The sequence below is a fragment of the Pseudomonas sp. PDM15 genome (assembly GCF_014851565.1).
Classification (GTDB): domain Bacteria; phylum Pseudomonadota; class Gammaproteobacteria; order Pseudomonadales; family Pseudomonadaceae; genus Aquipseudomonas.
Genome location: NZ_JACVAA010000004.1, coordinates 423,776 through 436,760, shown reverse-complemented (window position 1 = coordinate 436,760; position 12,985 = coordinate 423,776). Strand labels below are relative to the sequence as shown.

Genomic DNA, 12,985 nt, shown 5'->3' with positions numbered 1-12,985 from the left:
GTGGGCTGGTTCCGCTGGGACGGCGACGACCTGCTGCTCGACTGCCATCTGCAGCCCAAGGCGAGCAAGGACGAGTTCGCCGGGCTGCACGGCGAGCGCCTGAAGATCCGCCTCACCGCGCCGCCGGTGGAGGGCAAGGCCAACGCCCAGCTGCTGGCCTTCCTCGCCAGCGCCTTCGGCGTCGCCAAGAGCCAGGTCAGCTTGGAAAGTGGCGAGCTGAACCGCCAGAAGCGCGTGCGCATCCGCGCTCCGCGCCAGTTGCCGGATCTGCCAGGCATGACCGCCCGGTCGTCCTGAGCGACCTTCGGGCCGAAGTTGTGAAGCACAGCGGTTGACGCGAACGCCTCTCATCGCATAATGCCGCCATCTCCGGCAAAGCCGCGGGCTTTTCCTGCCGTTGCGCGCCAACCCAACCGACCTTCGAAGCAGGAGTGCCCGGGATGAGCATGGAACGTCTCAGCCAGCAGGTGGATGCCTACGTCGCGTGGAAGCGCGAGCTGATGCGCGAGATCACCCGCTATCGCAGCTGGCTGGCGCACAACCGCCTCGGCTCCGAGGCGATGGACGCCCGTCTGGAGCGCGCCCTCAAGCTGCTGCGCACCGACCACATCACCCTGGCCTTCGTCGGCGAGTTCTCCCGCGGCAAGACCGAGCTGATCAACAGCCTGTTCTTCTCCGAGTACGGCCAGCGCATGCTGCCGTCCCACGCCGGGCGCACCACCATGTGCCCCACCGAGCTGTTCTTCGACCCGCGCTCGGAACGCTCCTACATCCGCCTGCTGCCGATCGAGACGCGCATGGCCGACGCCAGCGTGGCGCAGTTCAAGCGCATCCCGCGGCACTGGGTGAATATCCCGCTGGACCCGAGCGATCCGGACAACATGGCCCTGGCCTTCGCCCAGGTCGCCAAGACCAAGCCGATGCTGGTCGAGCAGGCGATCCAGCTCGGCTTCCTGCCGGACATGCTGGAGCCCGCCGGCAAGCCCGGCCAGGTACTGGTCCCGGCCTGGCGCCACGCCATGGTCAACTTCGACCACCCGTTGCTGCGCCAGGGCCTGCGCATCCTCGACACCCCCGGCCTCAACGCCTTGGGCAGCGAGCCGGAACTGACCCTGTCGATGCTGCCCAGCGCCCAGGCGATCATCTTCCTGCTGGCCGCCGACACCGGCGTCACCGCCAGCGACATGGCGATCTGGAAGGAACATATCCGTCAGCTCGACGAGGACACCCAGGCCAGCCTGTTCGCCGTGCTGAACAAGATCGACGTGCTGTGGGACGACCTGGCCGGCGAGGAATACGTCAACAAGGCCATCGGCCTGGTACAGAACACCACTGCCAAGCAGCTCGGCATTCCCGCGGCCAGCGTGCTGCCGCTGTCGGCCAAGCAGGCACTGATCGCCAAGGTGCGCAAGGACGAGGAACTGCTCGCCCGCAGCCGACTGGCCAATCTGGAGCAACTGCTGTGCGAGCGCATCGTGGCGCAGAAGGAACGCCTGCTCGAGGAGCGCGTGGTCAACCAGGTGCTGGCTCTGCTCAACAACAGCCAGCACGTGCTCAGCCTGCGCCTGGACAAGGTGCGCGAGCAGCAGAACCTGCTCAACAACCATCAGCACGACAACGGCCAGCTGCTGTTCGAGCTGACCGCCAAGACCAAGGAAGACCACAGCCTGCACCACAAACGGCTGCTCGGCCTGAAGACCAACCAGCGCCTGCTCAAGCGCCAGGGCGATCTGCTGCGCACCGCGGTGCGCCCGGAGCGCCTGGAGGAGCACCTGTCCCAGGCGCGCCACGGCCTGACCGGCAGCTGGACGACCCTGGGCATCAACCAGGCTATCGTGCAGTTCTTCCGCTCGGTGGAGCACGACCTCGGCAACCTGGCTCATGAAGCGGAGATGGCCAACAAGATGGTCGCCGCCATCTACCGCCGGCACAACGAAGAGAACCCGCTGCACGGCGTCGATGCGCCGCAGTTCAACAGCCAGCGCTACCTGCGTGAGCTCAAGCAGTTGCGCGGCAAGGCCGACCAGTTCCGCCTGCACCTGAAGACCCTGCTCACCGAGCAGCGCAGCCTGACCAAGCGCTTCTTCGCCACCCTGGTTCAGGAAGTCATCGGCATGCACCAGCGCCTGCGCACGGACGCCGAGCAGTGGGCCAACGACGCGTTGATGCCGCTGATGCAGCACACCCTCGAACACAAGCAGATGCTGGAAACCCACATGCTGCGCCTCAAGGCCCTGGCCCAGGAAACCCAGCAGGCGCGCCAGCGCGGCCAGCAACTGAGCGGCTACTGCTCGCAACTGGAGACCCAGTTGGCTCAGGCCAACGAAATGCTCCGCGCCCTGCGCCGCCCAGCGCCGATCCAGCGCCAGGGCAAGGTCGTCACCCTGCCCGCGGCACCGCGCCAGCACAGTGCCGCCGACCCGGCCTGAGCCTAGATAAATCAGCCGCTTAGCCACGGCCCCCGCGCTTGCTGCCGGGGGCCGTGCTCTTTAGACTGCTGCACTTTCCTGGATCGAGAGCAGGGTCGATGCCGACTGTTTTCCCCGCCGACTCCGTTGGCCTGGTCACCCCGCAGGTCGCCCATTTCAGCGAGCCGCTGGCGCTGGTGTGTGGCCGCAGCCTGGCCGACTACCAGCTGGTCTACGAGACCTACGGCACGCTCAACGCCTCCGCCAGCAACGCCGTGCTGATCTGCCACGCCCTCTCCGGCCATCACCACGCCGCCGGCTTCCACAGCGCCGAGGAGCGCAAGCCCGGCTGGTGGGACAGCTGCATCGGCCCCGGCAAGCCGATCGACACCAACAAGTTCTTCGTCGTCAGCCTCAACAACCTCGGCGGCTGCAATGGCAGCACCGGCCCGTCCAGCCTCAACCCGGCCAATGGCAAGCCCTACGGCGCCGATTTCCCGGTGATGACGGTGGAAGACTGGGTCAACAGCCAGGCCCGCCTGGCCGACCAGCTCGGCATCCGCCAGTGGACCGCGACCATCGGCGGCAGCCTTGGCGGCATGCAGGCCCTGCAGTGGACCATCAGCTATCCGGAGCGCGTGCGCCACTGCCTGTGCATCGCCTCGGCGCCCAAGCTGTCGGCGCAGAACATCGCCTTCAACGAGGTCGCGCGCCAGGCCATTCTCACCGACCCCGAGTTCCATGGCGGCCACTTCCAGGAACAGGGGGTAATCCCCAAGCGCGGCCTGATGCTGGCACGCATGGTCGGCCACATCACCTACCTGTCCGACGACGCCATGGGCGAGAAATTCGGCCGCGAGCTGAAGACCGACAAGCTCAACTACGACTTCCATAGCGTGGAATTCCAGGTCGAGAGCTACCTGCGCTACCAGGGCGAAGAGTTCTCCGGACGCTTCGATGCCAACACCTACCTGCTGATGACCAAAGCGCTGGATTACTACGACCCGGCCGCGGCCCACGGCGGCGATCTGGCCAAGACCCTGAGCGTGGCCAAGGCCGACTTCTGCCTGATGTCCTTCACCACCGACTGGCGCTTCTCGCCGGCGCGCTCGCGGGAGATCGTCGACGCCCTGCTCGCCGCCAAGAAGAACGTCTGCTACCTGGAGATCGACGCTCCCCAAGGCCACGACGCCTTCCTCATGCCGATCCCGCGCTACCTGCAGGGCTTCAGCGCCTACATGAAGCGGATCGAGGTCTAATATGCGAGCGGATCTGGAAATCATCCAGGAATGGATTCCGGCCGGCAGCCGCGTGCTCGACCTGGGCTGCGGCGACGGCGAGCTGCTGGCCCACCTGCGCGACCACAAGCAGGTGGGCGGCTACGGCCTGGAAATCGACCCGGAGAAGATCGCCAAGTGCATCGAGCGCGGCGTCAACGTGATCGAGCAGAACCTCGACGAGGGCCTGGGCAACTTCGCCGACAACAGCTTCGACGTGGTGGTCATGACCCAGTCGCTGCAGGCCCTGCGCTACCCGGACAAGGTTCTGGCGGAGATGCTGCGGGTTGGCAAGACCTGCATCATCACCTTCCCCAACTTCGGCCACTGGCGCTGCCGCTGGTACCTGACCACCAAGGGCCGCATGCCGGTCTCCGACTTCCTGCCCTACACCTGGTACAACACGCCGAACATCCACTTCTGCACCTTCGAAGACTTCGAACGCCTGTGCCACGCCCAAGGCGCGAAGGTGGAAGAACGCCTGGCCGTCGATCACGAACATCGCCACAACCTGGGTAGCCGTCTTTGGCCTAACCTGTTGGGTGAGATCGGCATCTATCGCGTCAGCGGGTCCGGCCTGGCCGATCACCGCGTAGCCGTCTAACCCGCGACGCACCGGAGGACCTCTCAATGCGCCGTTTCGCATCCCTGCTGCTCTGCCTGCTCTTCGCCCTGCCAGCGTTCGCCGAACGCAAACAGACCTTCGGCGAACTGGACGTGCACTACAGCGTGTTCAACTCCAGCTTCCTGCAGCCGGACATCGCTGCAGCCGCCGGCCTGACCCGCAGCAAGACGGTGGGCGTACTCAACATCGCCGCGCTCAAGGACGGCAAGGGCCAGCCGGCCAAGGTCGGCGGCACCCTGAAGAACCTGCTCGGGCAGACCGTCGAACTGCAGTTCAAGCAAGTGCTGGAGAGCGGCGCCGTGTACTACCTGGCCGAGTTCCCGCTGCGCGAGCGCGAGATCCTCACCTTCAGCGTCAACGTGCAGATCGGCGATGGCGCACCGCACACCCTTACCTTCAATCAGGAAGTGTTCCCGGACGAATGACCATGCCCTTCAAAGAACTGGTGCTGGCCAGCCACAACGCCGGCAAGCTCAAGGAACTCCAGGCCATGCTCGGCGAGCATGTGCGCGTGCGCTCGGTGGGCGAACTCTCCAGCATCGAGCCGGAAGAGACAGGCCTGTCCTTCGTCGAGAACGCCATCCTCAAGGCGCGCAACGCCGCCCGCGTATCCGGCCTGCCGGCGCTGGCCGACGACTCCGGCCTGGCGGTGGACTTCCTCGGCGGTGCGCCGGGCATCTACTCGGCTCGCTATGCCGATGGCCAGGGCGATGCGGCCAACAACGCCAAGCTGCTCGATGCCCTGAAGGACGTGGCGGACGCCGAGCGCGGCGCCCAGTTCGTCTGCGCCCTGGCCCTGGTGCGGCACGCCGACGACCCGCTGCCGATCATCTGCGAAGGCCTTTGGCACGGCAGCATCCTGCGCGAAGCCCGCGGCGCCGAGGGCTTCGGCTATGACCCGCTGTTCTGGGTGCCGGAGCGCGAGTGCTCCAGCGCCGAACTGGCCAGCGACGAGAAGAACCGCATCAGCCATCGCGCCCGCGCCATGGCCCTGCTCAAGCAGCGCCTGGGTCTGCAATGAACACCTCGCCCGGCGGTGGCTTCCAGCTGCCGCCACTCGCGCTGTACATCCACATCCCGTGGTGCGTGCGCAAATGCCCCTACTGCGACTTCAATTCCCACGCCGCCGGGCCGAGCCTGCCGGAAGAGGAGTACGTCGACGCCCTGCTGGCCGATCTGGATGCCGACCGTGAGCACGTCCACGGCCGCGAGCTGACTTCGATCTTCTTCGGCGGCGGCACGCCCAGCCTGTTCTCGGCCAAGGCCCTCGGTCGACTACTGGAAGGTGTGCAGCGGCGCGTGCCGTTCGCCAGCGATATCGAGATCACCCTGGAAGCCAACCCGGGCACCTTCGAGCAGGCCAAGTTCCGCGACTACCGCAGCCTGGGCATCAATCGCCTGTCGATCGGCGTGCAGAGCTTCCAGGAGGCCAAGCTCAAGGCCCTGGGCCGCATCCACGACGGTAATGAGGCCGTGCGAGCCGCCGATATGGCGCGCGCCGCCGGCTTCGACAACTTCAACCTGGACCTGATGCACGGCCTGCCCGAGCAGAGCATCGAGGACGCCCTGTTCGACCTGCGCACCGCCATCGCCCAGGGCCCGACACACCTGTCCTGGTACCAGCTGACCATGGAGCCCAACACGGTGTTCTGGAGCCAGCCGCCCGAGCTGCCCGAGGACGATCTGCTGTGGGACATCCAGGAGGCCGGCCAGGCCCTGCTGGCCGCCGAGGGCTACAGGCAGTACGAGGTTTCCGCCTATGCCCAGGCCGGCAAGGCGGCGCGGCACAACCTCAACTACTGGACCTTCGGAGACTTCCTCGGTATCGGCGCCGGCGCCCACGCCAAGCTGAGCGCGCCGGACGGGCGCATCCTGCGCACTTGGAAGACCCGACTGCCCAAGGACTACCTGGATGCAGCCAAGACCTTCCAGGCCGGCGAACGGGTACTGGACACCGAGGAGCTGCCGTTCGAATTCCTGATGAACGTGCTGCGCCTGAGCGAGGGTGTGCCGGCGGCCCTGTTCGAGCAACGCACCGGCCTGCCGCTGGCCAGCCTGGACGCGGCACGCCGCGAGGCCGAGACGCGCCAGCTGCTACAGACCGACCCGGCGCGCCTGGTCGCCACCCGCGAAGGCCAGCTTTTCCTCAACGATCTGCTGCAGCACTTCCTGCCCTGAGTCGGACCTGGTCGCGCGCAGGCAAATGGCGCTACCTCTGCCGGATGTCCCTTGCCGGGGAGGTCGCGGCCGCCTCGCCTATACTTCCACAGCCCCTCCCATCGACCAGGAGGCAACATGAATCACTCCACTGGTTTGCGTCTCGCGATTTCGGCCCTGCTGCTGGCCTTCGTCGCGCCCCTGCTCAGCCCACCGGCCCATGCCGGCACCTATGGCTCGGAGCGGCGCCAGGACCGGCGCAGTGATCGCTACGATGCCCGCGACAATCGCCAGAGCGGGCGCGAGGAAGCACGCGATCTCAAGCAGGAATGCCTCGACTCGGGGGATAACCGCATGGATTGTCGCCAACTCAAGCGTGGCACCAAGCAGGACACGCGGCAGGAGTCCCGCGAAATCCGCCGGGACGACTGAGATCTGCGCCGGAAGCCGGAAATCTGCTGACCGATGCAACCGCCAGGGCATAAGACGCCCTCTCGATTACGCCACCGCGACCTGTAGCGAAGCCGTTCACCACGCTTTGCATTCGCGCCCGGACTAGGGTGGAATGGCGGCCTCACAATCCGCCCCAAGGACCACCGATGGACCTCGTGCTCGACCTGATCGCCACCCTCTCGCGCTGGTGCCGCGGCAACCTGTACGACATTTCCCTGGCGATCATGGCCACCCTGTTCGTGCTGTTCGGCCCCGGCATCAACGCCTGGGTGCAGCGCTCCATCAGCGGCTTCAACTTCTTCCTGCGCACCCTGGTCTTCGTGCTGGTGTGCGCCGTCGGCTACGGCCTTGCCATCGTCTTTCTCACCCCCTGGCTGGCCCAGGGCCTGGGCTACTTCAACAACTTCACCCTGGCGCCGGTACTGCTACTAGTCTTCTTCCTGATCGGCGTACTGGCCGACCGTAGCTAGAGGCGCCCACGGGGGCGCCCAGGAAGGAGCCCCATGAAGCCACTCAAGCACCTCTATCTGTATTTCCAGGACGGCCAGCGCCTGGCCCTGCGCTTCCCCAAGCAGAGCGAAGACCCGGCGGCCGTCGCCCGCGCCTTGCGCAAACAGCTGGAATCGCCTTTTCTGAGCATCGAGGTGGATGGCGACCTGCTGATGATTCCGCGTGAGAGCATCAAGTATCTGCAGGTCTGTCCGATGCCCGCCGCCCTGCCGGAGCTGACCATCCAGGGCGCAGAGGTGATCGACTGAGCCGTCCGGCTGTCCTCGCTGACCATCAGGAGGCCACCATGAAACGCTTCGCTCCCCTGCTGCTGATCCTCACCAGCCTGCTCAGCCCCGGCGCGCTCGCAGAGTCCGCCGGCCACGACAACCGCCACCTGAATGCCGGTCTGCCATGAAACGGAGCGGCTATTGCCAATCAATCTAATGCACTCCTGCCGTCGAGGATTACAGTAAAGCCAGGCAATTACAGGGAGATGCACTTCTAATGCAAATCAACGGCTACAGCGGCACTCTGCCGCCCTCGACTCAGGTCATCAACAAGTACGGCCCAGCCAATCCCGAACAGGTGAACAAGGTTGTGGACGCTACTTCCGACCGAGTCGCAGAGCGCCAGGAAAGCCGCGAACTGAGCCAGGCCACCAAGCGCGATGCGGCTACGCAGATCTACAGCGCCAACACTCAGCAACGGCAGATCGAAACGTATCTGGCAGTGGCCAGCGAAGGCGAAGTCGAGAGCCAGCCGACACCGTTGGAGACCGCTACGGAGCTACGCGAGGCGCAAGAGCGCAACGACCGGGCACAGAACATCGCAGACATCGCCAGCCGCCCCGAGCGGCCTGAGAACGAGCCGGCCAGGCCGGAGCCCTACGCTGCATCCAGTGCCTGAGCCATCAGGTGGACAGGCACAAAAAAGCCGCCCTCGGGCGGCTTTTTCATTGGCCTGCAGCTTACAGCTGCGGACCGGCGTTGCGGATGGCGTCGGAGACGTCGAACTTCTTGAAGTTGTCGACGAACTGCTGGGCCAGGCCACGAGCGGCTTCATCATAGGCGTTGCCGTCGGCCCAGGTGTTGCGCGGGTTGAGCAGGTTGGTGTCGACGCCCGGAACGGCCTTCGGCACGCTCAGATTGATGATCGGCAGCTGCTCGGTCTCGGCACCGACCAGAGCACCGCTCTGGATGGCGGCGATCACGCCGCGAGTGGTCGGAATGTTGAAGCGCTTGCCGACGCCGTAGCCACCGCCGGTCCAGCCAGTGTTGACCAGGTAGACCTTGGAGCCGAAGCCACGGATGCGCTTGATCAGCAGCTCGGCGTACTCGCCGGCCGGACGCGGGAAGAACGGTGCGCCGAAGCAGGTGGAGAAGGTCGACTTGATGCCGCCGCCCGAACCCATTTCGGTGGAGCCGACCAGCGCGGTGTAGCCGGACAGGAAGTGGTAGGCAGCCTGCTCTTCGCTGAGGATCGATACCGGCGGCAGTACGCCGGTCAGGTCGCAGGTCAGGAAGATCACGGCATTCGGCTCGCCACCGAGGTTCTTCTCGGAGCGCTTCTCGACCAGCTCCAGCGGGTAGGCCGCGCGGCTGTTCTGGGTCAGGCTGTCGTCGGCGTAGTCCGGCACGCGGTTCTCGTCGAGGACCACGTTCTCCAGCACGGCGCCGAACTGAATGGCTTTCCAGATCACCGGCTCGTTCTTCTCGGACAGGTCGATGCACTTGGCGTAGCAACCGCCTTCGATGTTGAACACCACGCCCACGCCCCAGCCGTGCTCGTCGTCGCCGATCAGGTAGCGGCTCGGGTCAGCGGACAGGGTGGTCTTGCCGGTGCCGGACAGACCGAAGAACAGGGTCACGTCGCCTTCTTCGCCAATGTTGGCGGCGCAGTGCATCGGCAGCACGTCGGCTTCCGGCAGCAGGAAATTCTGCACGGAGAACATGGCCTTCTTCATTTCACCGGCGTAGCGCATGCCGGCGAGCAGGACTTTCTTGGCGGCGAAGTTGATGATCACGCAGCCGTCGGAGTTGGTGCCGTCGCGCTCCGGTACGCACTCGAAGTTGGCGACGTTGAGGATCTGCCACTCGGCCTTGCCAGCCGGGTTGTAGGTTTCCGGGTTGATGAACAGGCAACGGCCGAACAGGTTCTGCCAGGCGGTCTGGGTGGTCATCTTCACCGGCAGGTAGTGGGCATCGGCCGAACCTACGTGAACATGGGAAACGAAGTGGCCCTGAGCGGCGTTGAACGCCTCGACGCGATCCCACAGGGCGTCGAACTTATCGGCCGGGAACGGACGGTTGATGTTGCCCCAGGCGATCTTCGCCTCGGTGCTCGGCTCCTGGACGATGAAGCGGTCGGCAGGCGAGCGGCCGGTACGGTGACCGGTACGAACAACCAGAGAACCGTTGGCGGCCAGCTCACCCTCGCCACGACGGATGGCCTCTTCGACCAGTTGGGCAGCGCTGATGTCGGTGTAAACGGTGGTGTTGGCTTGCGTCATTTGGGTCCCCGTCGGCCGGCGGCCGAGTCTTCCGAACATTGTGTAGTGGGCCTGAAGCTTCACTACAGCGATAAAAAAGTCGCGGGAGTATGCCAGAAAAGCCACGAGCTTGGCAGCCTCTTGTCCGCGAATGCCATCAATAGAGTCTGGCTATCACTTTCAGTGCCGAGTCGTCGACGGCGCCTGGCTGTCGCCGGTGGCGAACAGCTGCGCCACGTCGCTGGCATCGAAGAAATAGCGCTCGTTGCAGAACTGGCAGTCGATTTCCACCCGCCCGCCGCTTTCTTCCAGCAGGGCTTCGGCATCGGGCTGACCAACGCTGATCAGGGCGCGCGCCGAACGCTCGCGCGAGCAGCTGCAGCGGAACTGCAGCGGGCTCGGCTCGAACAGGCGCACGGCCTCCTGGTGATAGAGGCGGTGCAATACGGTCTGGTTGTCCAGGCCCAGCAGTTCCTCGGCGCTCAGGGTGTCGGCCAGGGTCAGCACATGATTCCAGCTCTCCTGGCGCTCTTCCAGCTCGGTCTGATGATGCGGCGGCAACTGCTGCAGCAACAGGCCACGGGCGCGCTGGCCGTCGGCATGCAGCCAGAAGCGGGTCGGCAACTGCTCGGAGGTGGCGAAATAAGCGGTCAGGCTGTCGGCCAGGCTGTCGCCCTCCAGCTCGACGATGCCCTGGTAGCGCTGGCCCTTGGCCGGGTCGATGGTCAGGGCCAGCACGCCGTCCGGCATCAGCTCGCGCAGGCCGGCGCCGGCGTCCACCGCCTCGGCACCGTAACGGGCGATACCGCGCACTTCGCGCTCGCTGGAGCACTCGATCATCACCAGCGGTACCGGGCCGGAGGAGCGCGCCTGAAGAATTAGCAATCCCTCGAACTTCAGGGTGCCGACCAGCAGGGCGGCGGCGGCGAGCATTTCGCCGAGCAGCTGGGCCACCGGCTGCGGATAGGGATGCTTGGCCAGCACGTGCTGGTAGCTCTCGGCCAGGCTGACCATCTCGCCGCGGACGTCGTTGTCGTCGAAGATGAAACGCTGGGAATGATCGAAATCGTGCATCGGGGACCGCCTGACGAAGAGGATGACGGGCCACCGACGCCTCTGACGAGTGCGCCGCGCTGGATAGCCCGGGGAATAAGGCGGAATTCTAGGGACAAACGCCGGTGCATCCAAGCCATGCGGCGATGGCCGGCGGCTCAGTCGCCGCGCAGGCCGAGCAGCTGGCGGCGCTGCTTCTTGTTCGGCCGGCCGTCGGTCTGTACACCGAGGGCGCCGGCCTTGCGCAGGGCCGCAGCCTCTTCGCGGCGGGCGATGCTCTCGGCCGTTTCCTCATACAGCAGCTGCGCCTCCGGCGCGCCACGCCGCACCATGGACAGCGCGCGCACCACCACGGTCCGCTCGTCGAAACCGGCGCGAATGACGTACTCGTCGCCGAGCCTCGGCTCCTTGCCCGGTTTGCAGCGCTCGCCGCGGCAATGCACCTTGCCGCCTTCGATAGCCTCCTTGGCCAGGGAGCGGGTCTTGTAGAAGCGTGCGGCCCACAGCCACTTGTCCAGGCGCACCTTGTCGTCTTTGTCGCTCATTTCTCACCCTGGAAAACTCGTCACGCGGCGTGAATCTTGCCTGATGCAGTTGTCACATGGCACATCTAGAATGCTTTCATCGCCGATGGAAACCCGTATTGAAGACCTTCGACCAACTCTCCGTGATCGGTCTGCGCGAATGGATCAATCTGCCCGAGCTGGGCATGATCGGCCTGCGCGCGAAGATCGACACCGGTGCCAGCACCTCGACCCTGCATGCCAGCGACATAGTGCCCTTCGAGCGTGACGGCGTGCGCTGGGTACGCTTCACCGCGCACTTCGGCACCCTGGTGCAGCGCCGCCACCCGTGCGAGGCCAAGGTGGTGACGGTGAAGACCATCAAGAGCTCCAACGGCCAGGCCCAGGCCAGGTACGTGATCAGCACCGCCCTGACCCTGGGCGACCGCAGCTGGCCGGTGGACTTCACCCTGGCCTGCCGCAAGACCATGCGCTATCGCGTACTGCTCGGCGCCCACGCCCTGGTCGACGGCCAACTGGTGGTCAACCCGGCGCTGACCTACGTGCAAGACAAACCGCAGCTCCCCATTCTCTCCGGTGCCCAATGAAGATCGCCATCCTGTCGCGCAATCCGCGCCTGTACTCGACGCGTCGCCTGATCCAAGCAGGCGAGGAGCGTGGCCACGAGGTGGTGGTGATAGACACCCTGCGCGCCTACATGAACATCGCCAGCCACAAACCGCAGATCCACTACCGTGGCCGCCCGTTGGAAGGCTTCGACGCGGTGATCCCGCGCATCGGCGCCTCGGTGACCTTCTATGGCTGCGCCGTGCTGCGCCAGTTCGAGATGCAGGGCGTGTTCCCGCTCAACGAGTCGGTGGCGATCAGCCGCTCGCGTGACAAGCTGCGCTCGCTGCAGTTGCTGTCGCGCAAGGGCATCGGCCTGCCGGTGACCGGCTTCGCCCACTCGCCGGACGACATCCCCGACCTGATTCAGATGGTCAACGGCGCGCCGCTGGTGATCAAGGTGCTGGAAGGCACCCAGGGCATCGGCGTGGTGCTCTGCGAAACGGAGAAGGCGGCCGAGTCGGTGATCGAGGCGTTCATGGGCCTGAAGCAGAACATCATGGTGCAGGAGTACATCAAGGAAGCCGGCGGCGCCGACATCCGCTGCTTCGTGGTCGGCGACAAGGTGATCGCGGCGATGAAGCGCCAGGCCAAGCCCGGCGAGTTCCGTTCCAACCTGCACCGCGGCGGCGAAGCCAGTCTGATCAAGATCACCCCGGAAGAGCGCATGACCGCCATCCGCGCGGCCAAGGTCATGGGCCTGTCGGTGGCCGGGGTCGACATCCTGCGTTCCAACCACGGCCCGCTAGTGATGGAGGTGAACTCCTCGCCGGGCCTGGAAGGCATCGAGACCACCACAGGCAAGGACGTGGCCGGCATCATCATCGAGTACCTGGAAAAGAACGCCATCCCCGGACAGACCCGCACCCGCGGACGCGGCTGAGCAGCTGCCCGCAACCGCT

16 protein-coding genes are annotated in these 12,985 nt (G+C 65.6%); 13 read left to right on the top strand and 3 right to left on the bottom strand.

The window, feature by feature from the left end:
• From IB232_RS13445 to IB232_RS13395, 11 genes are all read left to right on the top strand, one after another.
• The gene (locus IB232_RS13445) at window positions 1-297 is read left to right on the top strand and encodes a DUF167 domain-containing protein (RefSeq protein WP_192399128.1); all 297 of its coding nucleotides are present in this window, start codon (window positions 1-3) and stop codon (window positions 295-297) included.
• Between the two features lie 143 nt (window positions 298-440).
• Window positions 441-2,429: a dynamin-like GTPase family protein gene (locus IB232_RS13440; RefSeq protein WP_192399127.1), complete on the top strand. Its 1,989-nt coding sequence runs from the start codon at window positions 441-443 to the stop codon at window positions 2,427-2,429.
• A 98-nt stretch (window positions 2,430-2,527) separates the two neighbouring features.
• Complete coding sequence (gene metX, locus IB232_RS13435) at window positions 2,528-3,667, top strand: homoserine O-succinyltransferase MetX (protein WP_192399126.1); 1,140 nt, start codon at window positions 2,528-2,530, stop codon at window positions 3,665-3,667.
• Window position 3,668: 1 nt separating this feature from the next.
• Window positions 3,669-4,289: a methionine biosynthesis protein MetW gene (gene metW / locus IB232_RS13430; protein ID WP_192399125.1), complete on the top strand. Its 621-nt coding sequence runs from the start codon at window positions 3,669-3,671 to the stop codon at window positions 4,287-4,289.
• 26 nt (window positions 4,290-4,315) lie between these two features.
• A complete protein-coding gene (locus IB232_RS13425) occupies window positions 4,316-4,735 on the top strand; it encodes a DUF4426 domain-containing protein (protein ID WP_192399124.1) in 420 nt (139 codons plus the stop codon).
• A 2-nt stretch (window positions 4,736-4,737) separates the two neighbouring features.
• Complete coding sequence (rdgB, locus tag IB232_RS13420; RefSeq protein WP_192399123.1) at window positions 4,738-5,331, top strand: RdgB/HAM1 family non-canonical purine NTP pyrophosphatase; 594 nt, start codon at window positions 4,738-4,740, stop codon at window positions 5,329-5,331.
• Window positions 5,328-6,488: a radical SAM family heme chaperone HemW gene (gene hemW, locus IB232_RS13415; RefSeq protein WP_192399122.1), complete on the top strand. Its 1,161-nt coding sequence runs from the start codon at window positions 5,328-5,330 to the stop codon at window positions 6,486-6,488. Before rdgB ends, hemW begins: the two co-directional genes overlap by 4 nt.
• A gap of 117 nt (window positions 6,489-6,605) precedes the next feature.
• Entirely contained in the window at window positions 6,606-6,899 is a 294-nt protein-coding gene (locus IB232_RS13410) for a hypothetical protein (protein WP_192399121.1), read from the top strand.
• A 167-nt stretch (window positions 6,900-7,066) separates the two neighbouring features.
• The gene (locus IB232_RS13405) at window positions 7,067-7,390 is read left to right on the top strand and encodes a DUF3392 domain-containing protein (RefSeq protein WP_192399120.1); all 324 of its coding nucleotides are present in this window, start codon (window positions 7,067-7,069) and stop codon (window positions 7,388-7,390) included.
• A 33-nt stretch (window positions 7,391-7,423) separates the two neighbouring features.
• Window positions 7,424-7,678, top strand: coding sequence for a hypothetical protein (locus IB232_RS13400; protein ID WP_021699018.1), 255 nt, complete (start codon window positions 7,424-7,426; stop codon window positions 7,676-7,678).
• 238 nt (window positions 7,679-7,916) lie between these two features.
• Window positions 7,917-8,318, top strand: a complete 402-nt coding sequence (locus tag IB232_RS13395; RefSeq protein ID WP_192399119.1) for a hypothetical protein — start codon at window positions 7,917-7,919, stop codon at window positions 8,316-8,318.
• A gap of 61 nt (window positions 8,319-8,379) precedes the next feature.
• On the opposite strand, the gene IB232_RS13390 is transcribed toward IB232_RS13395, so the two are convergent.
• The 3 genes from IB232_RS13390 to IB232_RS13380 all read right to left on the bottom strand — a co-directional run bounded on the left by IB232_RS13390 (window position 8,380) and on the right by IB232_RS13380 (window position 11,498).
• The gene (locus IB232_RS13390) at window positions 8,380-9,921 is read right to left on the bottom strand and encodes a phosphoenolpyruvate carboxykinase (RefSeq protein ID WP_192399118.1); all 1,542 of its coding nucleotides are present in this window, start codon (window positions 9,919-9,921) and stop codon (window positions 8,380-8,382) included.
• Window positions 9,922-10,080: 159 nt separating this feature from the next.
• Window positions 10,081-10,974, bottom strand: coding sequence for an Hsp33 family molecular chaperone HslO (hslO, locus tag IB232_RS13385; RefSeq protein ID WP_192399117.1), 894 nt, complete (start codon window positions 10,972-10,974; stop codon window positions 10,081-10,083).
• Window positions 10,975-11,111: 137 nt separating this feature from the next.
• The gene (locus IB232_RS13380) at window positions 11,112-11,498 is read right to left on the bottom strand and encodes an RNA-binding S4 domain-containing protein (protein WP_192399116.1); all 387 of its coding nucleotides are present in this window, start codon (window positions 11,496-11,498) and stop codon (window positions 11,112-11,114) included.
• A gap of 98 nt (window positions 11,499-11,596) precedes the next feature.
• On the opposite strand from IB232_RS13380, the gene IB232_RS13375 reads away from it, so the two are divergent.
• On the top strand, window positions 11,597-12,064 hold the full coding sequence (locus IB232_RS13375) for an ATP-dependent zinc protease (RefSeq protein ID WP_225592288.1): 468 nt from the start codon (window positions 11,597-11,599) through the stop codon (window positions 12,062-12,064).
• Entirely contained in the window at window positions 12,061-12,966 is a 906-nt protein-coding gene (gene rimK, locus IB232_RS13370; protein WP_137973662.1) for a 30S ribosomal protein S6--L-glutamate ligase, read from the top strand. Before IB232_RS13375 ends, rimK begins: the two co-directional genes overlap by 4 nt.
• The last annotated feature ends 19 nt before the right edge of the window (window positions 12,967-12,985 follow it).

Bases quoted from the DNA above. Each gene is read 5' to 3' on its own strand.
- rdgB (WP_192399123.1), top strand. From the start codon at position 4,738: ATGCCCTTCAAAGAACTGGTGCTGGCCAGCCACAACGCCGGCAAGCTC.
- hemW (WP_192399122.1), top strand. From the start codon at position 5,328: ATGAACACCTCGCCCGGCGGTGGCTTCCAGCTGCCGCCACTCGCGCTG.
- IB232_RS13390 (WP_192399118.1), bottom strand. From the start codon at position 9,921: ATGACGCAAGCCAACACCACCGTTTACACCGACATCAGCGCTGCCCAA.
- IB232_RS13410 (WP_192399121.1), top strand. From the start codon at position 6,606: ATGAATCACTCCACTGGTTTGCGTCTCGCGATTTCGGCCCTGCTGCTG.
- IB232_RS13395 (WP_192399119.1), top strand. From the start codon at position 7,917: ATGCAAATCAACGGCTACAGCGGCACTCTGCCGCCCTCGACTCAGGTC.
- IB232_RS13400 (WP_021699018.1), top strand. From the start codon at position 7,424: ATGAAGCCACTCAAGCACCTCTATCTGTATTTCCAGGACGGCCAGCGC.
- metW (WP_192399125.1), top strand. From the start codon at position 3,669: ATGCGAGCGGATCTGGAAATCATCCAGGAATGGATTCCGGCCGGCAGC.
- IB232_RS13425 (WP_192399124.1), top strand. From the start codon at position 4,316: ATGCGCCGTTTCGCATCCCTGCTGCTCTGCCTGCTCTTCGCCCTGCCA.
- rimK (WP_137973662.1), top strand. From the start codon at position 12,061: ATGAAGATCGCCATCCTGTCGCGCAATCCGCGCCTGTACTCGACGCGT.
- IB232_RS13405 (WP_192399120.1), top strand. From the start codon at position 7,067: ATGGACCTCGTGCTCGACCTGATCGCCACCCTCTCGCGCTGGTGCCGC.
- hslO (WP_192399117.1), bottom strand. From the start codon at position 10,974: ATGCACGATTTCGATCATTCCCAGCGTTTCATCTTCGACGACAACGAC.
- IB232_RS13380 (WP_192399116.1), bottom strand. From the start codon at position 11,498: ATGAGCGACAAAGACGACAAGGTGCGCCTGGACAAGTGGCTGTGGGCC.
- IB232_RS13440 (WP_192399127.1), top strand. From the start codon at position 441: ATGAGCATGGAACGTCTCAGCCAGCAGGTGGATGCCTACGTCGCGTGG.
- metX (WP_192399126.1), top strand. From the start codon at position 2,528: ATGCCGACTGTTTTCCCCGCCGACTCCGTTGGCCTGGTCACCCCGCAG.